This window comes from Salinicola peritrichatus, from assembly GCF_003206715.1.
GTDB classification, from domain to species: domain Bacteria; phylum Pseudomonadota; class Gammaproteobacteria; order Pseudomonadales; family Halomonadaceae; genus Salinicola; species Salinicola peritrichatus.
The window spans coordinates 35446-55678 of the sequence record NZ_PZJU01000075.1 but is presented as its reverse complement, the minus strand read 5'-3'; the positions used below and the strand labels follow the sequence as shown (position 1 = coordinate 55678).

Here is a 20233-nt window from a genome sequence, read left to right as displayed (position 1 = left end):
TCATGGCGAGGCTGAGGCAGCGCGCCCGGAGATGATCCGGACGTAGTTCCAATGCGCCACCGGCCAGCGATGCATGGCCTGACGCAGTGGGCGTCGCCTTGATCAGTCAGACGCTCGCGGAATAGCAGTAATGAGTCGTCGAAAGCTGGGACGTTCGCAATTCCAGGGGATCCTCCTGATAGTCGCGGGCAGTGCAGCATATCTCTATCAAGGGTGTGCCGAGGCAGACACCAAGATGAGTGATATCGTCCTTGTCAGCCGCAATGGCGGAAAGCTGCTCAGCGCCGCTATGGCTTGAGGAAACGTGCCGAGATCGACGGCCTCACGCTGCCGCGAGCGTTGGTCGAGTCGCTGCGCGACTATGCCACCGGAGTATCCGCCTGATACGCATCGCGAAGCCTCGACGCTCGGCCCTGAATGCCGCTCATTGAGCGGATATCCACTGTCGCGTCAGCGTTTCGGCGTCGATTTCCTGGCACAAGGTGACGGCCTGGCCGGCCCACAGCGAAGAGAAGTCGCTGCTGCCGAGCGCCTCGAAGTGTTGCTTGAGCGGTGCCAGCGCCTGGCCCGCGTTGGGGAAAGGGGCCGGATGATCGGAGAGCGGTCCGAGCTCGCGCATCAGGCGGTTGACGATGCCGCGTGCCGGACGACCCGAAAACAGGTTGGTGACGGTGGTGCTGTCGTCGCGTGCTTGTCGCAGCGCTTGTCGATGAAGCTCGCCGATGGTGCTTTGGGGTGTCAGCAGATAGGCGGTGCCGAGCTGGACTCCACTGGCGCCGAGGGCGCGGGCGGCCTCGGTGCCGCGGCGATCGGCGATGCCGCCGGCGGCGATCACCGGCAGCGCGACGGCATCCACCAGCTGCGGGACCAGGGCAAAGGTGGCGGGATGTGTCGAGACGCTTCCGATCACGTCGTCGGCGAGAAAGTGGCCGCGATGACCACCGGCTTCCCAGCCCTGGGCGATGACGATATCGACGCCACGGGCCTCGAGCCAGCGTCCTTCCGCCACGGTAGTGGCACTGGCCAGGATCTTGGCACCGCTCGCCTTGACGCGATCGAGCAGGGCGGAGTCCGGCAGGCCGAAGTGAAAACTGACCACCGCCGGACGTAGTGCCTCGACCAGGCGGCATTGGTCCGCGTCGAAGGGGCGGCGCTGCAGACCGGGAGCCGCTTCGGCGTCGGCCAGGCCGGCCTCGCGATAGTAAGCCATCAAGGCGTCGCGCCAGCCTCGCTCCCGCGACGCGTCCGGGGCTGGTGGTCGGTGGCAGAAGAAATTGAGATTCAGCGCTCTTCCGCCATCGCGGCGGAATGCGGCCACTTCCTGCGCCACCCGCTCGGGAGAGAGCGTGGCGCAGGGGATCGACCCCAGCGCCCCGGCACGGCTCACGGCACTGGCGAGCGCGGCATCGTTGGCGCCGGCCATGGGTGCCTGAATCAGCGGAAAGTCCAACCCCAGTTCCGCGCTCCAAGGGCTATGCCACATCGATCTCTCTCCCCGGTGTTGAAAATAGCGTGTCGAATCCAACCGCAGCGTAGCACGAGCGGCCGGTCGTCCCGCGATGTCGGCTGATGGGTAGCAGGTGTCGCTTGGGGTCAAAACTCGTCGCGGCGATACGTCACAGTAGAAGAGGACACCCATTCGATAACAACCAAGGGAGCCGATGCATGGGCCTCATCTCCTCCAAGCGTCATCTTCTCGCCGCGCTACCGTTCACGCTGCTCGCCGCCGGGCCGGTGCATGCCGACCTGGACACGGTGCGCTTCGGCGTGCCGCCCTGGCCAGGAGTCACGGTGAAATCCGAGATCGCCGCTCAGCTGCTGCAGGCGATGGGCTACCAGACCCAGCAGAACGAACTGGCGGTGGGCGTGATCCTCAACGGTCTCGCCAGCGACGACCTCGAAGTCTACCTGGGCGGCTGGTATCCGATCGAGCAGGAGATGATCGATCCGCTGGTGGCCGATCATAAAGTGGCCAAGGTGGCCAAGAACATCAGCGACGCCAATTCCGGGCTGGTCGTTCCCGAATACGTGCACGAGGCCGGTGTCGACAGCGTGGCCGATCTCGACCGCTACCGCGATCGTTTCGACGGCGAGATTCAGGGCATCGAGGCCGGTACCGGCATCAACGATGCGATTCTGGCCGCGATCGATGCCGACAAGGCCGGGCTCGGCAATTGGCAACTGCGGGAGAGCTCGACGTCCGCGATGCTCGCCTACGCCGACCAGAAGATCGCCGACAAGGAGTGGGTGACGTTCGTCGGCTGGGAGCCGCACTGGATGAACGTCAGCTACGACCTCTACTACCTGAAGGATGCCGACGACAGCGGCACGGCGGATATCCTCAGCACGGTGTGGACCGTGGTGCCCGCCGATCTGGAATCGGAGGATGCCAACCTCTATCGCTTCCTGTCCCAGTATCGGGTCGACATCGATGACCAGAACGATTGGGTCTACCAGTACAGCCACGAGGAGCGGCCGGCCGACGAAGTCGCCAGCGAATGGATTCGCGGCCATTACGACAAGGTCGCCCAATGGCTGGACGGCGTGACCGCCAAGGACGGCGAACCGGCCATCGATGCGGTCAAGGCCGAGCTGGGCAGCTGATCACGCTCACTCCTCGTCCAGTCGCCGTTTTACGGCCTGGCAGAAGTCCCGCCAGGCGGTTTGCATTTCCGGCAGCTCGGCGTGGGCGTGCAGGGCGGCATGCACCATGTTCGGCGCGCAGCGATAGCCGACCGAGGCGCCATTCCGCCGCCACGCTTCGACTGCCCGTTCCAGCGGACGGGTCAACGGGTCGCGCTCCACCGCCAGTGCCTCGATGCGTGCTGCCGGCGGTCGCGCGGCCGGAATATCGGGCACCGTGGCCGCGGCGGTTCGCCAAAGCGAGAGAATGTCCGCGCGGGACAGCAGCGGCGCATCCTCGCCGAGGCTCTCCAGGGTCGGCGTGCCGACGACCGGATAGATCAACCCCAGCACTCCCTGCCACAGGCTGGTGTAAGCGACGTCGATCGCCAGCCGCCCGCCGGCGCTGTCGCCGATCATCGCCAGCGGGTCGAACGCCTCGACCACCTCGCGACAGTCCGCCAGGGCCTCGGCATAGGTCGCTTCCGGCAGCAGCCGGTAATCGACGCTGACCACCTCATGGCCCAGGCGCTCGGCGAGGTCGGCGGTAATGCCATGATGGCTGCGCACCGAACCCAGATTCCAGCCGCCGCCGTGCAGGTAGACGACGGTGCCCGCCGTGCAGGCTGCCGGTAGAAAGCGACGGATGGCGATGCCGTCGATCCGCGCGTCGGTCACGCGCATGCCCGCGGGGTCGGGATAGCGGTGCTTGGCATGTAGATTCTCGTAGATTGCCCGGACTCGCGGAAGCGGCGCTCCGGCGTTGTTCTCGATGATCGTTTGCCGTTCGATGAACGTTTCGATCCGCATGCGAATGACCTTGAAAAAGTTGGGGAATGTTGCGTCACGGTAAGGTGGCGATGCCACCCTGAACAGCCGGCAGTTGTTATACTGGCTCGCATTTCCCGTGACGGACCTTATCCATGCAGTCAGGCTGGCCGCGCACCGTGCTGCGCTATCTGCTGATCGCCATTGCCGCTTTCGTCGGGCTGTCGGTGTTCTTCGTGCTGGTGTTCCGCTTCGTGCCGGTATTCGGCTCGATGGTGATGGCCGAGCGCAAGGTGAGTTCCTGGCTGCATGGCGACAACCTGACCATCCAGCAACAGTGGGAGCCCTGGTCGCGGATGTCGGACAACGCCAAGGTGGCGGTGATGGCCGGCGAGGATCAACGCTTCCCCGACCACTGGGGCTTCGACGTCGATCAGATCCGCAATGCGCTCGCTTCCTGGTCGAACGGCGGCGACCTGCGCGGCGCCAGCACCCTGAGCCAGCAGACCGCGCGCAACCTGTTTCTATGGACCGGCCGCAGTTGGATCCGCAAGGGGCTGGAGGCCTGGTTCACGCTGCTGATCGAAGCGCTGTGGCCCAAGCAGCGTATTCTCGAGGTCTACCTCAACATCGCCGAATGGGATACCGGCGTGTTCGGCCTGGAAGCGGCGGCGCAACACTATTTCGGTACTTCCGCCGCCAACCTCAGCGTGGCACAGGCCAGCCGGCTGGCGGCGATTCTGCCCAACCCGCGAGGCTGGAGCGCCTCGCGGCCATCTCCCTACGTGCAGCAACGCGCCGCCTGGATTCAGCGCCAGATGCGCCAGCTGGGTGGGGCCTCCTTTCTACGCAAGCTGGATTAGGAAATACGCCCTCGGGCGAGTCGCGAAAGCACCTCACGCTTCATCCCGCCAGTCGGCCAGCACGGCATCGCGCTTCTCCAGCAGGTGACGCTCCATCAACTGCCCCAGGGTGTCGCCGTCGCGACTTTCCAGTGCCGTCAGCATCTGCTCGTGTTCTGCCACGGCCCGGCGCCATTTGGTATCGGAACGGTTGGAGGAGAGCCGCAGCGGATGCAGGCGCCGGTTGAGCGACAGGTAGGTCTGTCGCAGAGCATCGTTGCGCGCGGCCTGGTTGATCAGATCGTGAATTTGCTGGTTGGCGTGGTAGTAGCCGGGCAGGTTCTGCTGCTGCCAGTGCGCCATCATGGCTTCGTGAACGCCGCGGATGGTTTCCAGCTCTTCGCTGGTGATGCGTTCGCAGGCCAGCTCGCCGGAAAAGCGTTCCAGCTTGCTCATCAGCTCGAACGCGTCCTGAATCTCCCGGCGCGTCATGCGAGTGACGAAAGCGCCGTAATTGGGCGAGATCGTCACCAGCTTCTCGGCCGCCAGGACGCGTAGCGCCTCTCGCAACGGCGTGCGCGAGACATCCAGCCGGCCCGCCAGTTCACGCTCGTTGATGCGCTCGCCCGGCTTCAATTCGCCCTCGGTGATCAGATCGTGCAGACGTTGAACGATCTGGTCGTGCAGCGCCGCGCGTTCGATCCGCAGCGAGCGGCCGGATGTCTCGAGCGTTGCCTCATTCGGTATTTGCATGCATTGAACCCTGTCTTGCCTCGTTCTCTTTTTCTACCCCATGCGAGGTTCGCTTGCACGCCCCGTCGGTTTGCAACCGGACCTGCGACTTATGTCTTGGTATGTCCTTGGGCAATTATTCGGCATATTGCGTAATGAATGCAAAAAACAATACTAGCCGATTCCGAATTCCCGAGGAGACGCCATCATGCTGACGCTGGACCAACATCCCTCCGGTCGCCACTACTTGCAGATTCCCGGACCGTCGCCGGTCCCGGATCGCATCCTGCGCGCCATGAGCCTGCCGACCATCGACCACCGTGGGCCGGAGTTCGGCGAGCTGGGACGCAAGCTGCTCACCGAGATTCGCAAGGTATTCAAGACCGAGCATCCGGTCATCATCTATCCCGCCTCTGGCACCGGCGCGTGGGAGGCGGCACTCGCCAATACCCTGAACGCCGGCGATGCGGTGTTGATGTTCGAGACCGGCCATTTCGCCACCTTGTGGAAGCAGATGGCGCTGCGCCTGGGACTGGAGCCGGAGTTCCTGACCCCGCCGGAGACGCAGCGCTGGCGTTGCGGGGTGCAGCCGCAGTTGATCGAGCAGCGCCTGCTCGAGGACCGCGAGCATCGGATCAAGGCGGTCTGCGTGGTGCACAACGAGACCTCCACCGGGGTCACCAGCGATATCGCCGCGGTGCGCCGTGCCATCGATGCCGCCGGCCATCCCGCGCTGCTGCTGGTCGACACCATCTCCGGGCTCGCCAGCGCCGACTATCGCCACGACGAGTGGGGCGTCGACGTCACGGTTTCCGGTTCGCAGAAGGGGCTGATGCTGCCGCCGGGCATCAGCTTCAACGCACTCTCGCCCAAGGCGATCGAGGCCAGTAAGCGCTCGCAACTGCCCAAGAGCTTCTGGGCCTGGGACGAGATACTCGCCGCCAATGCCAACGGCTACTGGCCCTACACGCCCAACACCAATCTGCTCTACGGCTTGAACGAGTCGCTCGAGATGCTGCTGGGCGAGGGGCTGGACAACGTCTTCGCGCGCCACGAACGCTGGGGCGAGGGCGTGCGTCGCGCGGTCAATGCCTGGGGATTGGAGATCCAGTGCCAGGATCCGGCGCTCTATTCGCCGGTGCTGACCGGCGTGGTGATGCCCGAGGGCATCGATGCCGATGAGGTCCGGCGCACCATCTTCGAGCGTTTCGACCTGTCGCTGGGCACCGGTCTCGGCCGGGCCAAGGGACGGATGTTCCGCATCGGCCACCTGGGCGACTGCAACGATTTGACGCTGATCGCCACCCTCGGCGGTTGCGAGGCCGGGCTCAAGCTGTGCGGCGTCGAGCTGTTCGGCAGCGGCGTGCAGGCGGCGCTGGAGTTCTTCGCCGAAAACCCGGCGCCGGGAACACCGGCCAATCCCGGCAACACCGGGCGCGGATAGGGGGACTCGTCATGAGCGTGATGCCGAAGAGCCCCATTGCGCGGCAGAAAGTGACGCGCCAGCCGCGAAGTGCCGCGATGAGCGAATTCGAGGCGCGGCTGAAACGCGAGCTGCGCGGCGAGGTCGCCTTCGATGCCGGATCGCGTGGGCGCTACGCCACCGATGCGTCGATCTATCAGATCATGCCATTGGGCGTGGTGGTGCCACGGGATCAGGAGGATCTGGCGCTGGCGCTGGAGATCGCCCGCGACGCCGGCGCGCCAGTGCTGCCGCGCGGCGGCGGCACCAGCCAGTGTGGCCAGACCGTCAACGAGGCGCTGGTGATCGACACCAGCCGCTGGTTGACCGGCATCGGCGAGCTCGATCTGGAGGCGCGTACCGTCACGGTCGAGCCCGGCGTGGTGCTCGATCACCTCAACGCCTGGCTCAAGCCCCATGGACTATGGTTCCCGGTCGACGTCTCGACCTCGGCGCAGTGCACCCTGGGTGGGATGGCCGGCAACAACTCCTGCGGCACGCGTTCGATTCGCTACGGCAACATGGTGCACAACGTGCTGGGGCTGGACGCGACGCTGGCCGATGGCAGCGAGACGCACATCGGCTGGGTCGACGAGATCGCGCCGGGCACGCGCCTGGCGAGCCTCGCGACATCGGTCGCCGCGATCGCGGAGCGCGAGGCTGCAGCGATCCGCGAGCACTATCCGCAGGTGCTGCGTCGGGTCGGTGGCTACAATCTGGACCTGTTCGATTGCCGCAATCCCATTGCGTACGACCCCGCCGGGCGCCCCAATCTGGCCCATCTGCTGATCGGCTCCGAAGGCACGCTGGCCTTCACCCGCCGGCTCAAGCTCAATCTCTCGCCGCTGCCGGTGCACAAGGTGCTCGGCGTGGTCAACTTCCCGTCCTTCCATCGAGCGATGGACATGACCCAGCACATCGTCAAGCTGGGACCGGCCGCGGTGGAGCTGGTCGACCGCACCATGATCGAGCTCGCGCTGGAGAATCCGGCATTCCGGCCGACGGTGGAGAAGTCGTTGATCGGACGTCCGGATGCGCTGCTGCTGGTGGAGTTCGCCGGCGAGGATCGCGATGCGCAGTTGGCCCAGCTCGAACGCCTCGAGGCGCTGATGGGGGATCTCGGCCTGCCCGACAGCGTGGTCGGTCTAACCACCGGCGCGGAGCAGTCGGCACTGTGGAACGTACGCAAGGCCGGGCTCAACATCATGATGAGCATGAAGGGCGACGGCAAGCCGGTCTCGTTCATCGAAGATTGCGCCGTGCCGCTGGAGCATCTCGCCGAGTACACCGATCGATTGACCGAAGTGTTCCACCGCCACGGCACCGAGGGCACCTGGTATGCCCACGCCAGTGTCGGCACTCTGCACGTGCGGCCGATCCTCGACATGCGCCGCGACGGCGCCGCCAAGATGCGCGCCATCGCCGAGGAGGCGGCCGAGCTGGTACGCCGCTACAAGGGCGCTTATTCCGGCGAGCACGGCGACGGCATCTGCCGTGGCGAGTGGGTGGCGTGGCAGTTCGGCGCCGAACTCAACGCCGCCTTCGGCGAGATCAAGCAATTGTTCGACCCCGACAACCGCTTCAACCCCAACAAGATCGTCGATACGCCGAAGATGGACGACGCGCGTCTGTTCCGCTTCCCCAGCGACTACCAGATCATTCCGGTGGCCACCGAACTCGACTGGTCGGCCTGGAACGTCACCCGCGATCCGCTCAGCGGCGAGCAGGGCGAACCCGGCAGCGGCGGCGACCCCGCCCACGGCCTGGCCAAGGCGGTGGAGATGTGCAACAACAACGGCCACTGCCGCAAGTTCGATGCCGGCACCATGTGCCCGAGCTACCGCATCAGCCGCGACGAGCGCCACCTGACAAGGGGGCGCGCCAACACGCTGCGGCTGGTGCTGTCCGGGCAGGTCGGCGAGCGGGGGCTGGCCAGCGACGAGGTCGCCGAGACCCTGGACCTGTGCGTCTCCTGCAAGGGCTGCAAGCGCGACTGCCCGACCGGGGTCGACGTGGCCAAGTTCAAGATCGAGGCGCGGGCCGCCCGGGTGCGGGAGCGCGGCCTGGCCTGGCGCGACAAGCTCGTCTCCGAACTGCCGCGCTATGCGCCCTGGATGCGTCACGTCGGCGGAATGGCTGCCCGACTGGAGCGTGTGGCGTGGCTCGGCGGGCGGGCCAAGCGCGCGCTGGGATTCGCCGAGGCGCGTTCGCTGCCGGTATTCAGCGGCGACTATCTGCGTGCGGCACGGCACGAATCGCCTGCCTCGGCCACGGCAGGGGAGGTGGTGCTGTTCGTCGATACCTTCAACAACTATTTCGAGGCCGACAACGCGCGCGCCGCCCGGCGGGTGCTGGAAGCCGCCGGCTACCGGGTCCATTTCAATGGACGCGCCGGTGAACGGCCGCTTTGCTGCGGGCGAACCTATCTGGCCGCCGGACGCGTCGACCGCGCCAAGCAGGAAGCGCGCCGCACCCTCGATACGCTGATGCCCTATGTCGAGCGCGGCGTGAAGATCGTCGGGCTGGAACCCTCATGCCTGCTGACCCTGCGCGACGAATTCCTGCACTACGGCTTCGGCGAGGAGGCCGAACGCTTGGCCGATGCCGCGATGCTGTTCGAGGAGTTCCTGGTGGCGGAACAGCGTGCTGGCCGGCTGGCGCTCGAGTTGCAGCCGCTCGCCGTGTCCCAGGCCAAGGTGCATGGACATTGCCACCAGAAAGCCTTCGATGCGTTCACGCCGGTGATGACGGTGCTGAACTGGATACCCGAACTGGAAGTCGAACCAATCGTCTCCTCGTGCTGTGGCATGGCCGGTAGCTTCGGCTACGAGGCGGAACACATCGAAGCCTCGCAACGCATGGCCGAACTGGCATTGTTGCCGGCGGTGCGAGAAGCCGGAGAGCGTGCCTGGATCGTCGCCGACGGCACCAGCTGCCGACACCAGATTCTCGACGGCGCCGGGCGCGAGGCGCTGCATGTGGCGCGCGTGCTGGAAGCCGCGTTGGCGGATCGAGGCTAGAACTTTAGTCGTACGCGGGCTGCGGGCACGCTCGCCGCCTTTTCGTTGTCACCAGAGCCATTTAACGTCGGTCACCTCGAACGGGGTGGCCGTATTTTTTGGGCGCTGTCGGCGCAACTCACTGTCTCGAAATGGAAATATATTTTCACGCTAGCTAGTCTGATAATCGTTTGGGCCAATTCCGGTTCATTGCCGGGCACATGAACGCGCGGTATCGCTTGCCACAACAACCCAATATCGACAGCGAACGGACTCATGGAAGACCTTCAATTCTGGGATTTTGCCGTCATCGTCGCCTACTTCGTGATCGTCACGTTCATCGGCTTCAAGACGGCGCGTGGGAAAACGACACCCGACGAACTCTTTCTGGCCGGCCGCACCCTCGGGCCGATGGCGATCGGTTTTTCGCTGTTCGCCTCGAACATCTCCTCGGATACGCTGATCGGCCTGCCCGGTGCTGCCTATCAGCACGGTATCTCCGCCGCCAACTACGAATGGATGGCCGGTGTGGTGCTGATGTTCACCGCCATCTTCGTGCTGCCGGTGCTGATGCGGGCCAGGATCACCACCATGCCGGAATTGATGGAGCGGCGCTTCGATTCCCGCCTGCGCAAGTACCTGTCGGTGATCACGCTGTTTCTCTCGATCATCCTGGATACCGCCGGCACTCTCTACGCCGGTGGCCTGATCGTGACCACCTTCATTCCGGGTACCAATCTGTGGGAGGTCTGCGCGCTGCTGGCGCTGTTCACCAGTCTCTATACCGCCACCGGCGGGCTACGCGCCGTGGTCTATACCGATGTGATGCAGGCGATCGTGTTGATCGGCGGTTCGGCGGCGATGACCTGGATTATCTTCGGCCATTTCGACTATAGCTGGGCGAACGTGAAGGAGGCCGTCAGCCCGGAGAAGCTCTCGCTGATCCGGCCGCTGGACGATCCCAGCGTGCCCTGGCTGGGGCTGTTGACCGGGGTGCCGATCGTCGGCTTCTACTACTGGACCATGAACCAGTACGTGGTCCAGCGGCTGCTCGGGGCACGCGACATCGCCGCTGCCGGCCGGGCCTCGATCTTTGCCGCCGCGTTGAAGCTGTTGCCGATCTTCATCATGACCATTCCCGGCGCCATGGTCGTGCCGCTGCTGCCGGGGCTGGAACATCCCGATCAGGTCTATCCGCGGATGGTTCAGGAATTCACGCCAACGGGACTCACCGGACTGATCCTGGCGGGACTGATCGCCGCGCTGATGTCGACGCTCTCTTCGACGCTCAACTCCTCGGCGACGCTGTTGACGCTCGATTTCATCAAGCCGGCCAAACCCGATCTCAGTGACGCCCAACTGGCCAAGTGGGGGCGCATCTGCACCTTCATCCTGGCTGCGGTCGCGGCGCTCTGGGGGCCGATGATCCAGTACTTCTCGGGGCTCTGGGCCTACCTGCAGCAGGTCTTCGCCTTCGTCGCCTCGCCGCTGGTGGCGACCTTCCTGATGGGGCTGTGGGTGAAGTCGCTCGGTCCTTCGGCGGCGCTGCGTGGCCTGGCCAGTGGCCACGTGCTCAGCGCGATCCTGTTCGTGCTGGTGGAGACCGGCATCCTGCCGATCCATTTCACCATCATTGGCGGTATTCTGTGCCTGGCCACCGCCTTGTTCACCTGGTTGTGGATGGGGCGCCTGGGCGACGCCGATCGGCCGTCGAGTGAGGACGCCCGCATCGCGGTGATTGCCAAGCAAGGATTGGAGCGGGTGCCGCAGGATGTCATGATCGGCATCGCCATCGTCTCGGTGCTCACCGCCGTCATCATCTACGTATTGCGTTGAGTCCGGTTGCTACCGGACACCGCCAAGGACCCTGCCATGGACGTCATTCGTCTTGCGATCGTCGGTTACGGCAAGATCGCCCGTGACCAGCACCATCCCGCCATCGAAGGAAATACCGCGTATCGTCTGGTTGCCGTGGCCAGCCGCAACGCTTCCGTTCCCAGGGTGGCCAATTTCGCCACCCTGGAGGAATTGCTCGAGCACGGGCCGACGGTCGATGCGGTCTCGCTGTGCACGCCCGCCAGCGTACGTACTGCCCAGGCCAGGCTGGCCATGGCCCACGGCAAGCACGTGATGCTGGAAAAACCGCCCGGCGCGACACTGGCCGAGATCGAGACGCTGCGCGAGGACGCCCACCGCAGCGGCGTGACGCTGTTCGCCAGCTGGCACTCGCGCCATGCCCACTGCGTGGCGCCGGCGCGACGCTGGCTGACGACGCGCAAGATCCGGCGGGTCGATATCGAATGGAAGGAGGACGTGCGCGTCTGGCATCCGGGGCAGGACTGGATCTGGCAGCCGGGCGGCATGGGCGTGTTCGACCCCGGCATCAACGCACTGTCGATCGCCACCGCGATCCTGCCGCGCGCCTTCCACCTTACCGCCGCGCAGCTGCAGGTTCCCGGCAACTGCCAGACACCGATCGCCGCTTCGCTCGATTTCGTCGACGGCGTCAATGTGCCGATTCATGCCGAGTTCGATTTTCGTCAGACCGGCACGCCGCCGATCTGGGATATCCACGTCGAGACCGACGACGGCCGCCTGACGCTTGCCGAAGGCGGCAGCCGCATGTCGATCGACGGCGAGCTGCAGGAGGAAGGGCCGGACGCCGAGTACGCGGGACTCTACGCGCGTTTCGCCGGGCTGATCGGCAAGGGCCAGTCCGACGTCGATGTCAGCCCGCTGCGCCATGTGGCCGATGCCCTGATGCTGGGCTATCGCCACACGGTGGAGGATTTCGTCGAATAGCCTGAAGGCTACGAGCTACGAGCTACGAGCTACGAGCTACAAGGTACGAAAAACACCAGCGAAGTTGTCGCAATAGATCTGAATGGCTGCCGACATCGGCCATCAGTCAATCCTCGTCAAACAAGAGCTTGGCGAAGTCTCTTGCGCCGTGCAGGACGTGGACAACCACCACACGGTCGTTTTCTACGTCTACGTGGTAAAAAATCAGGTAGTTGCCATAGACCCAATGACGGATGCCATAGTGCCCATATCGAGGCCCCAAGGGCAATCCATAAGGCGCATCCGCTAAGCTCAAGCACTTGTCGCGCAGCTCCAGCACAAACGACAGCGCCCGTTTCGGGTTATCCTGCGCGATGTAATCACCGATTTGCTCTAGATCGCTTTCCGCTTCAGCCGTGAGGTGGACGATCATGCCGACTTTTCGGCCATCGCCCTGTATTTGTCTTCCAGTCGCTTGAACACATCACCCGCTGGCACTGTACGTCCAGCCTCAACGTCGGCGAGGCCTCGCGCGATTGATGCATCGAGCGCGGCAAGGCGTGTTTCCCGATCCTGCACCAGGCGGATGCCTTCGCGCAGCACCTCGCTTTTGGAGCCATAGCGCCCGGTCTCCACAAGCTGCTGTATATAGGCTTCCAGCTGTTTGCCCAATTCTGCGCTGATCATCGTTCAAGCTCCTATCTGGCTATACGGCCAAGTTAGGCTGTTTATCAACTATTATCAAATCGGGCCTTCTGCCGCTGTCGCACAAGTTCAGCTTTTCGCAGCTGCGGTTTCAGCGATTCATCGCCTGCGGCAGGTACAGCACGATCTCCGGAAAGGCGCGCATCAGCACGATCGCCACCAGCATCAGCAGGAAGAACGGCAGCGTCGCCTTGGCGATGGTGAATATGTTCTTGCCGGTGAGCCCCTGGATCACGAACAAGTTGAAGCCCACCGGCGGCGTGATCTGCGAAATCTCCACCACGATCACCAGATAGATGCCGAACCAGATCGGGTCGATGCCGGCGGCGTTGATCAGCGGCATGATAATCGACGTCACCAGCAGGATCAGCGAGATACCGTCGAGGAAACAGCCCAGTACCAGCAGGAACAGCGTCAGCACGATCAGCAGTACATTGGGCGAAAGCCCCATGGCGGCGATGGCGCTGGCCAGTTGGGTCGGCAGCTGGGTGAAACTCATCGCCGAGGAGAGAAAGGAGGCGCCGGCGATGATGAAGGCGATCATGCACGAGGTGCGTAGCCCGGCGAACATCGACTCCAGAAAGATCGACTTGTCGAAATGACCGTTCCAGCGGGCGATCAACATCGACAGCACCACACCGACGGCGGCGGCTTCCGTCGGCGAGGCGACGCCACCGTAGATGCTGCCGAGAATACCGCCGATCAGCAGCAGCAACGGAATCAGGCGCCAGCTATTCCTGAGCTTGTCGACGAATGGCATCGCCGGCTCGGCCTGGCCGGCGCCACCGCGCTTGCCGGCCGTCAGTGACCAGATCACCAGATAGACCATGAACAGCGCCAGCAGCAGCAGGCCGGGGCCGATGCCAGCCATGAACAATCGCGAGATCGACTGCTCGGTGACCACGCCGTAGACGATCATCATGATCGACGGCGGAATCAGCAGGCCGAGGGTGGACGCACTGGCGAGCGTGCCGATCGCCAGGGTTTCGCTGTAGCCGCGGCGCTCGAGTTCCGGCAGCGTCATCTTGCCTACCGTGGCACAGGTGGCGGCGGAGGAGCCGCAGACGGCGGCGAACAGGCCGCTGCCGATAATGTTCGAGTGCAGCAGCCGGCCGGGCAGACGGTTGAGCCAGGGCGACAGCGCACGAAACATGTTATCGGCGAGTCCGGAGCGGAACAGAACTTCACCCATCCATACGAACATCGGCAGGGCGGTGAGATCCCAGCCGTAGCTGGCGCCCCAGAAATCCGAGGCCAGGATGGGGCCGACCTCGAAGCTGGAAAAGCCGGTCAGCGCGATCCAGCCGGTGCCGAGCAGGGCGAAGGCGATCCACACGCCGCCGCCGAGCAGCAGCGCCAGGGCGAACAGGGTTGCAAGGCTGAGGGTCAGCACGAATCGATACCTCGTTGTTATTGGATGACAGAATCACTCGCCGCCGAAGTCGTCGTTGTCGCCGGGCGCCACATAGCGGGAAGGCGCAGTCACCGCCTGGCGCAGCGTGGCCAGCAGGGCTTCGAGCAGTGCCACGCAGAACAGGACCAGGCCGATCACCAGCACCGTCTGCGGAATCCACAGCGGAATCGCCATCAGCCCCGAGGAGACGTCGCCGTAGTCGAGACTCTCCCGCACCAGGCCGATCAGTTCCCGGCTCAACAGTGCGCACAGCGCCAGGGCGACGGTCAGGCAGGCCACTTCGCACCAAACTCGGGCGGCGGCCGGCAGACGCGAAATGATCAGCGTTACACGAATATGCGCATGATGAGTGAAGGTGTAGGCCAGGCTGAGAAAGGTGGCGCCGACCAGCAGATAAGCGGCGATTTCCGACACGCCGCCGATTTCGTAACCCAGGCGGCTGGCACCCACCAGCACCAGCAGGGCATCGAGGCAACGCAACAGCACCTGGAAGGTGACCATGGCGCAGATCGCCAGCATGCAGGCGGCCGCGCCCCAGGCACCGAGCCGGTAGAGCGGATCGAGTTTGAAGGTCATGGCGAAAGCTCGCTCGGTGATGAGGAGAGCGAAACGGCCCGCCGGCGCGGCAGGCCGTATCGAAAGACGTTACTGCGCCGACTGGGCCTGACGCGCGCGGTAGCGTTCGACCAGCTGCTTGGCCTGGTCACCGGCACGTGCCTGCCAATCCTCGAACAGTTGCTGACCCGCAGCCTGAAGCTGCTGCTTGAGTTCGTCGCTGGGTTGGCTGATGGTGACGCCGTGCGAGGCGAGCGCCTCGGCGCTCTTGGCGCCGTCGTCCTTGCTCATCTGCCAGCCGCGCTGTTCCGCCTTGGCTGCGGCATCGAGCACCGCCTTGCGGGTCGCGTCATCGAGCCGGTCGAAGGCGCGCTTGTTGACGAAGACGATGTTCTTCGGCAGCCACAGGTTGGCGTCGTTGTAGTGCGAGACGTAGTCCCAGGCCGACATCGAATTGCCGGTGGAAACCGAGGTGATCATGGCATCGACTCGGCCGGTGCTGAAGGCGGTGGGGATGTCGGCTTCTTCGGTCTGGGTCGGGATGCCGCCCAGGTTCTCGACGAAGCGCTGGGTATTGATGTTGGGGGCGCGCACGCGCAGGCCCTCGAACTGCGAGGTATCGGTCAGCTCGAAATCGGTATAGATACCCTGCGACGGCCACGGCACGGCATACAGCGGCATCAGCCCTTCCTTGGCGAACAGCTCGGTGATGATCGGCTTGGAGGCCTGCCACAGATCGTAGGCATCCTGATAGCTGCCGGCCAGGCCGGGCAGGGTATCGACCTCGTAGATCGGAGACTCGTTGGAGAGCGTGGAAAGGAAGATTTCGCCGGCCTGAACGGTGCCACGACGTACCGACGGCTTGATCTCGGCATGACTGATCAGCGAACCACCGCTATGCACGTTGATGGTCAACTCGCCATCGGTAGCCTCGGCGACATCCTCGGCGAACTGCTTGGTATTCTTGGTATGGAAGCTGGCATCGCCATAGGGCGTGGCGAGGTTCCATTGGTCTGCCAGCGCCGGTGTGGCGATACTCAGCGCGCCGACAGTGGCGATCAGCAAGGACAGATTGGGTGTGCGCATCGATGGTCCCCGATTTGTTATTGAAGTGAATTGGCGCGGTTCATTCTTCAAGTAGGCCACTGACGCCGTCAAATCGTTAATTCTTATTCGCACTATCGGTTCAGACTTTCACTTTGCCGGGTTTAGACTTTCACCATGGGTTGCGGGTCGCTGTCGGCGTGCTGCCGGGCGTACTTTGCCGCGCACTCCTGGGCAAGCTGAGCGACACGCCGACAGAAGCTCGGATAGTTGCTGGTCCGCCAGGTGGCGTCGTAATACATCGCCGGCAAGGGCGCTGGCAGATCGAGACGTACCAGCTCGCCACCGGCGCAGGCGTCGGCGACGGTCGAGACCGGCAGCGAGCCGATCCCGATGCCATCGATGCTCATTCGGACGATGGTCATCAGCGTGGTGGCGCAGTGAATCTTGGGGTCATCGATGCCGTGTTCGGCGAGGTAGGTGACCAGCTCGCTGTAGGGGCGGGCGAGTCTGCTGAACGAGACGAAGGCGAAGCGCGACAGCGTTCGGACTCCACCACCATGCAGCGCGTCGGCATGCTGCGGGGCGACGAATAGGCCCATTTCGTAGGTGGTCAGTGGCAAGCGTTCCACCGACAGGGTGGGCGCGGCACCGTCCATGGCGAAGATCATGTCGAGGTCGTTGTCGGCCAGGCGCTGGTGCAGGAACGGAGAAATGTCCACTGTCAGCTCGATGGTCAAACGAGGGTGTCGTTCGGCCAGGCGGGTCAGAAAGGCGCTGAACCAGCTATGGGCGATGGTCTCGATCACCCCGAGGCGCAGGGTGCCGGAGAAGTCTTCCTGGTTCTGGAACAGTCGCAGCGCTTCTTCCCGGCTGTTCAGCAGACGCTCGGCATGGATATAGAATTCGCGGCCGCGAAGGGTCGGCTGCACGGGGCGGGCCGAACGGTCGAGCAAGGATTCGCCCACCGTCGCTTCCAGGCGGGTGATGCGGTCGGAGATCGAGGGCTGGGTCAGATGCAGGCGGGTCGCGACCTTGCGAAACGAGCCCAGCCTCACCACCCAGACGAAGGCCTCGAGCTCCTTGAAATCGAACATGCCGGGTCCTCGTGGCGGAATGCGGGACGACGATTCTTCGGTGCCGGGCGCAAGCCGTCAACCTTTGGCGTCTGCGCCCACGTCTCTCCCAGCGCGGGTTGAAAGGTTGCACCGATACTGCGCATCGCGAAAAACGATTGGACCCTTTGGACAACGTTTTCTTAAAGTGCCAGAACCGATAGAGACAACAATGCAGACAACAACGATACGAGGTGCTCCGATGCCTGTGCCCCTACTCAACTGCGACATGGGCGAAAGTTTCGGCAACTGGGCGCTGGGCCTGGACGTTCAGGCCATGCCCTATGTCGATTGCGCCAATATCGCCTGCGGCTTTCATGCCTCCGATCCCGACGTGATGCGCAAGACCGTGGCACTGGCAGTGGCCAACGACGTCAGGGTCGGTGCCCACCCCGGCTACCCCGACCTGGTCGGTTTCGGTCGCCGCTCGATGGCCTGTTCGCCGCAGGAGGTCGAGAACCTGATGCTTTACCAGATCGGCGCGCTGGAGGCTTTCTGCCGCGCCGAGGGCACACAGGTCAGCTACGTCAAGCCGCATGGCGCGCTTTACAACGACATGGCGAAGGACCTGGAGTTGTTGCGTGCCGCCATGCGCGCGGTGGTGCGCTACGACCGCAAGCTGCCTTTGCTGGTGATGTCCACCGCCAATCCCCAGCCCATACGCGAATTGGCCAATGAGATGGGCGTGACGCTGTGGTTCGAGACCTTCGCCGACCGCGCCTACGACGCCGAAGGGCATCTGGTTTCGCGCCGCCTGCCGGGTGCGGTTCATCACGATCGCGACGCCATCGTCGATCAGGCCGTGGCGCTGGCCAAGGGCGAGGCGCTGACGGCCGGCGATGGTAGCGCGCTGCGGCTGCCGGCGGACACGCTCTGCGTGCATGGCGACAACGCCGAGTCGGTGGCCGCGGTCAAGGCCATCCGCGAAGCCTTCCAGGCGCTGGACGACGCATGAGCGATTCTCCCCGTCCCCGATTCGAGACGGTCGCCATGGACGCGCTGATGGTGCGTCTGTTCGATGCCATCAGTGAGGCCCACATGCCGTGGATTCTGGCCGCCGACGCCGCGCTGCGCCAGCATTTCGGTGATGCGTTGATCGATCTGGTGCCGTCCTATACCACGCTGCTGGTGCACTACGATGTCGTGCGGCTCGATCACGCGGCGGCGCGAGAGCTGGCGCGGGAGGCGCTCGATGGCCTCGAGCCGGCGTCGTCCGGCGCCGGGCGCGAGCATGTCATTCCGGTCTGGTATGACGACAGCGTCGGCCCCGAACTGCCCAGGATCGCCGAGCGGCTCGGCGTCGAGCCGGAAGAGATCGTGCGTCGCCACTGCGCGCGGGATTACTGCGCCTTCGCGCTCGGGTTCGCCCCGGGCTACGCCTTCATGGGGCTGGTGGAGGAGGCGCTGGCCACTCCCCGCCTGAAAACGCCCCGGCAGAAGGTGCCGGCGGGCAGCGTCGGCATCGCCGAGCGCCAGACCGCGATCTACCCCATGCGCTCGCCGGGCGGCTGGAACATCCTCGGACGCACCGCGGTCAAGCTGTTCGATCGCCAGCGTGAAGAGATCAGCCTGTTTCGGCCGGGGGACCGGGTGCGTTTCGAGGCGATCGGCCGCGAAGCCTTCATCGAGCAGGGCGGCGATCCAACGCCCATGGAGGAGCGCGGATGAACTCCTCATCGCAACCGGCCGGACTGGTCGTCGAACGCACCGGGCCGCTGGCCCTGGTCGAGGATGGCGGTCGTTTCGGCGTGCGTCACCTGGGCGTGACGCAGGGCGGCGCGCTCGACTGGGTCTCGCTGGGCTGGGCCAACTGGCTGCTCGGCAACGCGCCCGATGCGGCGGGGATCGAGATCGCCATCGGCGGGTTGGCGCTCAAGGCCGAGGCGACGACGCGATTGGCGCTGGCCGGTGCCGACCTCGGCGCCGAGCTGGACGGCCAGCCGCTTGCCCCCGGCGCCAGCTTCATGATCGAGGCGGGGCAGCGCTTGACCTTCGGCCAGCCGGTGGCGGGCCTGCGTGCCTATTTGGCGGTGCCGGGCGGTATCGATGCCGAGCCGTTCATGGGCAGCCTTTCCAGCGTGATGCGCGAACAGCTGGGTGGGCTCGATGGACAAGGGCGGGCGCTCGGAGTCGGCGATCGCATCGGCTGGCGGGGGGCGACGCCCGAAGCGCGGGAATTGCCCGTGAGTCTGTCGCTACCCGATGAGGAAACGACGCTCGAGCTGGTCGCGGGAGCGCAAATCGCCCACTTCGACGGCGCCAGTCTATTCGCGGCCTTCAACCAGCCGTGGCGGGTGGATAGTCGTGCCGATCGCATGGGCGTACGTCTGACCGGGCCAGTGCTGCGCTGCGGGCTCGGCGGCATGATTTCGGAAGGCATTCCACTGGGCGCGGTCCAGGTGCCACCGGATGGCCAGCCGATCCTCCTGCTCAACGACCGCCAGACCGTCGGCGGCTACCCCCGGCTCGGCGCCTTGACGCCGCTGGCCTGCACGCGATTGGCCCAATGCATGCCGGGAAGCGCCATTCGGCTCCAGGCGGTGACGCCCTGGCAAGCCAGCAAAGCGAATCGGCGCCAGCTCGATCGGTGGCGATGAGCCACTGAAGCCGGCCCGGTCGATTCTCGGCCGGCAGGATCACCTTCTATTTTAGCCATCGCCTTCAGCCATCGCCGCCTTGCCGCATCGGCATGCGGTCGATGGTGTCGTAGATCTGCTGGAGTTCGACCCCGCCGCGCTGCTGTACCTTCTTGCCGCCATCCTTGCCGACCAGAATCGTCGTCACGCCCTGGCTGGGGTCGACGTCTAGCGCGTCGAGCAGTGCCGCCGTTTCGTAGCGGGTCATCGGCTGGCCGTGGCGCGTTCCCTCGCTGCCTTCGACGGTATAGAGCAACATCTCCCTTTGCTCGAACTGCGCCTGCGTCTCGTCGAGTTGCTGCCTGAGGTGCCGGTAGGCCGGTTCCTGGGCACTCGGCGTGACCACGATCAGCGGACGGAACCGCCCTTTGTCCGTGATCAGTGGGTTGGCGGGATTGCCGCCTTCCTGCGCTTGCGCTTGAGCGCCGAGCACGAAAAGCGTGCCGGCGAGTAGCGCGCCGGCCATCAGCCAATGTTTCATGGTTTTGTCCCTGACAGTGAAAATCGATCGAAATCGGGGGAATTCGACCGTCGATCGATGCGTTGGGTTCAGGGTAG

19 protein-coding genes are annotated in these 20233 nt (G+C 64.7%); 9 read left to right on the top strand and 10 right to left on the bottom strand.

What is annotated here, in order from left to right:
* Positions 1 to 424: 424 nt before the first annotated feature.
* Complete coding sequence (locus DOM57_RS20495; RefSeq protein ID WP_110651232.1) at positions 425 to 1483, bottom strand: NAD(P)H-dependent flavin oxidoreductase; 1059 nt, start codon at positions 1481 to 1483, stop codon at positions 425 to 427.
* A 182-nt stretch (positions 1484 to 1665) separates the two neighbouring features.
* Here DOM57_RS20495 and DOM57_RS20490 point away from each other — a divergent pair, with 182 nt between their 5' ends.
* Complete coding sequence (locus tag DOM57_RS20490; protein WP_110651231.1) at positions 1666 to 2604, top strand: ABC transporter substrate-binding protein; 939 nt, start codon at positions 1666 to 1668, stop codon at positions 2602 to 2604.
* A gap of 6 nt (positions 2605 to 2610) precedes the next feature.
* On the opposite strand, the gene DOM57_RS20485 is transcribed toward DOM57_RS20490, so the two are convergent.
* Positions 2611 to 3432, bottom strand: a complete 822-nt coding sequence (locus DOM57_RS20485) for an alpha/beta hydrolase fold domain-containing protein (protein ID WP_110651229.1) — start codon at positions 3430 to 3432, stop codon at positions 2611 to 2613.
* 113 nt (positions 3433 to 3545) lie between these two features.
* Between DOM57_RS20485 and mtgA the strand changes: the two genes are divergently transcribed.
* The gene (gene mtgA / locus DOM57_RS20480; RefSeq protein ID WP_110651227.1) at positions 3546 to 4253 is read left to right on the top strand and encodes a monofunctional biosynthetic peptidoglycan transglycosylase; all 708 of its coding nucleotides are present in this window, start codon (positions 3546 to 3548) and stop codon (positions 4251 to 4253) included.
* 33 nt (positions 4254 to 4286) lie between these two features.
* Here the strand turns inward: mtgA and DOM57_RS20475 are convergent, their stop codons facing one another.
* Positions 4287 to 4985: a GntR family transcriptional regulator gene (locus DOM57_RS20475; RefSeq protein ID WP_110651225.1), complete on the bottom strand. Its 699-nt coding sequence runs from the start codon at positions 4983 to 4985 to the stop codon at positions 4287 to 4289.
* 187 nt (positions 4986 to 5172) lie between these two features.
* Here DOM57_RS20475 and DOM57_RS20470 point away from each other — a divergent pair, with 187 nt between their 5' ends.
* The 4 genes from DOM57_RS20470 (at position 5173) to DOM57_RS20455 (ending at position 12227) form a co-directional block, all read left to right on the top strand.
* Positions 5173 to 6408: a pyridoxal-phosphate-dependent aminotransferase family protein gene (locus DOM57_RS20470; protein WP_110651223.1), complete on the top strand. Its 1236-nt coding sequence runs from the start codon at positions 5173 to 5175 to the stop codon at positions 6406 to 6408.
* An 11-nt stretch (positions 6409 to 6419) separates the two neighbouring features.
* Entirely contained in the window at positions 6420 to 9446 is a 3027-nt protein-coding gene (locus DOM57_RS20465) for an FAD-binding and (Fe-S)-binding domain-containing protein (protein ID WP_110651221.1), read from the top strand.
* A gap of 255 nt (positions 9447 to 9701) precedes the next feature.
* Positions 9702 to 11261 carry a sodium:solute symporter family transporter gene (locus DOM57_RS20460; protein WP_110651219.1) on the top strand — a complete coding sequence of 520 codons (1560 nt, stop codon included), beginning with the start codon at positions 9702 to 9704 and terminating at the stop codon, positions 11259 to 11261.
* A gap of 36 nt (positions 11262 to 11297) precedes the next feature.
* Positions 11298 to 12227, top strand: a complete 930-nt coding sequence (locus DOM57_RS20455; RefSeq protein ID WP_110651217.1) for a Gfo/Idh/MocA family protein — start codon at positions 11298 to 11300, stop codon at positions 12225 to 12227.
* A gap of 106 nt (positions 12228 to 12333) precedes the next feature.
* Here the strand turns inward: DOM57_RS20455 and DOM57_RS20450 are convergent, their stop codons facing one another.
* The 6 genes from DOM57_RS20450 to DOM57_RS20425 all read right to left on the bottom strand — a co-directional run bounded on the left by DOM57_RS20450 (position 12334) and on the right by DOM57_RS20425 (position 17021).
* Entirely contained in the window at positions 12334 to 12639 is a 306-nt protein-coding gene (locus DOM57_RS20450; protein ID WP_110651215.1) for a type II toxin-antitoxin system RelE/ParE family toxin, read from the bottom strand.
* The gene (locus DOM57_RS20445; protein WP_110651213.1) at positions 12636 to 12893 is read right to left on the bottom strand and encodes a type II toxin-antitoxin system ParD family antitoxin; all 258 of its coding nucleotides are present in this window, start codon (positions 12891 to 12893) and stop codon (positions 12636 to 12638) included. Before DOM57_RS20445 ends, DOM57_RS20450 begins: the two co-directional genes overlap by 4 nt.
* 109 nt (positions 12894 to 13002) lie before the next feature.
* Complete coding sequence (locus DOM57_RS20440) at positions 13003 to 14304, bottom strand: TRAP transporter large permease (RefSeq protein ID WP_110651211.1); 1302 nt, start codon at positions 14302 to 14304, stop codon at positions 13003 to 13005.
* Positions 14305 to 14337: 33 nt separating this feature from the next.
* Positions 14338 to 14901, bottom strand: coding sequence for a TRAP transporter small permease (locus tag DOM57_RS20435; RefSeq protein ID WP_110651209.1), 564 nt, complete (start codon positions 14899 to 14901; stop codon positions 14338 to 14340).
* Positions 14902 to 14970: 69 nt separating this feature from the next.
* Positions 14971 to 15966, bottom strand: coding sequence for a TRAP transporter substrate-binding protein (locus DOM57_RS20430; protein ID WP_110651207.1), 996 nt, complete (start codon positions 15964 to 15966; stop codon positions 14971 to 14973).
* Positions 15967 to 16088: 122 nt separating this feature from the next.
* Positions 16089 to 17021: a LysR family transcriptional regulator gene (locus DOM57_RS20425; RefSeq protein ID WP_110651205.1), complete on the bottom strand. Its 933-nt coding sequence runs from the start codon at positions 17019 to 17021 to the stop codon at positions 16089 to 16091.
* Positions 17022 to 17241: 220 nt separating this feature from the next.
* Between DOM57_RS20425 and DOM57_RS20420 the strand changes: the two genes are divergently transcribed.
* The 3 genes from DOM57_RS20420 to DOM57_RS20410 are packed head-to-tail and all read left to right on the top strand — an operon-like array spanning position 17242 to position 19636.
* A complete protein-coding gene (locus DOM57_RS20420) occupies positions 17242 to 17994 on the top strand; it encodes a 5-oxoprolinase subunit PxpA (RefSeq protein ID WP_110651203.1) in 753 nt (250 codons plus the stop codon).
* Positions 17991 to 18707 (top strand): 5-oxoprolinase subunit PxpB, encoded by a 717-nt coding sequence (gene pxpB, locus DOM57_RS20415; protein ID WP_110651201.1) that lies wholly within the window; start codon positions 17991 to 17993, stop codon positions 18705 to 18707. The genes DOM57_RS20420 and pxpB overlap by 4 nt, the downstream gene beginning before the upstream one ends.
* Positions 18704 to 19636, top strand: coding sequence for a 5-oxoprolinase subunit C family protein (locus DOM57_RS20410; protein WP_110651199.1), 933 nt, complete (start codon positions 18704 to 18706; stop codon positions 19634 to 19636). The genes pxpB and DOM57_RS20410 overlap by 4 nt, the downstream gene beginning before the upstream one ends.
* 64 nt (positions 19637 to 19700) lie before the next feature.
* Here DOM57_RS20410 and DOM57_RS20405 read toward each other — a convergent pair whose 3' ends face one another.
* Positions 19701 to 20156, bottom strand: a complete 456-nt coding sequence (locus DOM57_RS20405) for a DUF4174 domain-containing protein (RefSeq protein ID WP_239496352.1) — start codon at positions 20154 to 20156, stop codon at positions 19701 to 19703.
* Positions 20157 to 20233 lie beyond the last annotated feature (77 nt).

Excerpts from the sequence above, each read along its gene's own strand:
- DOM57_RS20435 (WP_110651209.1), bottom strand. The coding sequence starts at position 14,901 with ATGACCTTCAAACTCGATCCGCTCTACCGGCTCGGTGCCTGGGGCGCG.
- DOM57_RS20460 (WP_110651219.1), top strand. The coding sequence starts at position 9,702 with ATGGAAGACCTTCAATTCTGGGATTTTGCCGTCATCGTCGCCTACTTC.
- DOM57_RS20465 (WP_110651221.1), top strand. The coding sequence starts at position 6,420 with ATGAGCGTGATGCCGAAGAGCCCCATTGCGCGGCAGAAAGTGACGCGC.
- DOM57_RS20410 (WP_110651199.1), top strand. The coding sequence starts at position 18,704 with ATGAACTCCTCATCGCAACCGGCCGGACTGGTCGTCGAACGCACCGGG.
- DOM57_RS20430 (WP_110651207.1), bottom strand. The coding sequence starts at position 15,966 with ATGCGCACACCCAATCTGTCCTTGCTGATCGCCACTGTCGGCGCGCTG.
- DOM57_RS20455 (WP_110651217.1), top strand. The coding sequence starts at position 11,298 with ATGGACGTCATTCGTCTTGCGATCGTCGGTTACGGCAAGATCGCCCGT.
- DOM57_RS20470 (WP_110651223.1), top strand. The coding sequence starts at position 5,173 with ATGCTGACGCTGGACCAACATCCCTCCGGTCGCCACTACTTGCAGATT.
- DOM57_RS20475 (WP_110651225.1), bottom strand. The coding sequence starts at position 4,985 with ATGCAAATACCGAATGAGGCAACGCTCGAGACATCCGGCCGCTCGCTG.
- mtgA (WP_110651227.1), top strand. The coding sequence starts at position 3,546 with ATGCAGTCAGGCTGGCCGCGCACCGTGCTGCGCTATCTGCTGATCGCC.
- DOM57_RS20445 (WP_110651213.1), bottom strand. The coding sequence starts at position 12,893 with ATGATCAGCGCAGAATTGGGCAAACAGCTGGAAGCCTATATACAGCAG.
- DOM57_RS20420 (WP_110651203.1), top strand. The coding sequence starts at position 17,242 with ATGCCTGTGCCCCTACTCAACTGCGACATGGGCGAAAGTTTCGGCAAC.
- DOM57_RS20425 (WP_110651205.1), bottom strand. The coding sequence starts at position 17,021 with ATGTTCGATTTCAAGGAGCTCGAGGCCTTCGTCTGGGTGGTGAGGCTG.
- DOM57_RS20490 (WP_110651231.1), top strand. The coding sequence starts at position 1,666 with ATGGGCCTCATCTCCTCCAAGCGTCATCTTCTCGCCGCGCTACCGTTC.
- pxpB (WP_110651201.1), top strand. The coding sequence starts at position 17,991 with ATGAGCGATTCTCCCCGTCCCCGATTCGAGACGGTCGCCATGGACGCG.
- DOM57_RS20485 (WP_110651229.1), bottom strand. The coding sequence starts at position 3,432 with ATGCGGATCGAAACGTTCATCGAACGGCAAACGATCATCGAGAACAAC.
- DOM57_RS20450 (WP_110651215.1), bottom strand. The coding sequence starts at position 12,639 with ATGATCGTCCACCTCACGGCTGAAGCGGAAAGCGATCTAGAGCAAATC.
- DOM57_RS20405 (WP_239496352.1), bottom strand. The coding sequence starts at position 20,156 with ATGAAACATTGGCTGATGGCCGGCGCGCTACTCGCCGGCACGCTTTTC.
- DOM57_RS20495 (WP_110651232.1), bottom strand. The coding sequence starts at position 1,483 with ATGTGGCATAGCCCTTGGAGCGCGGAACTGGGGTTGGACTTTCCGCTG.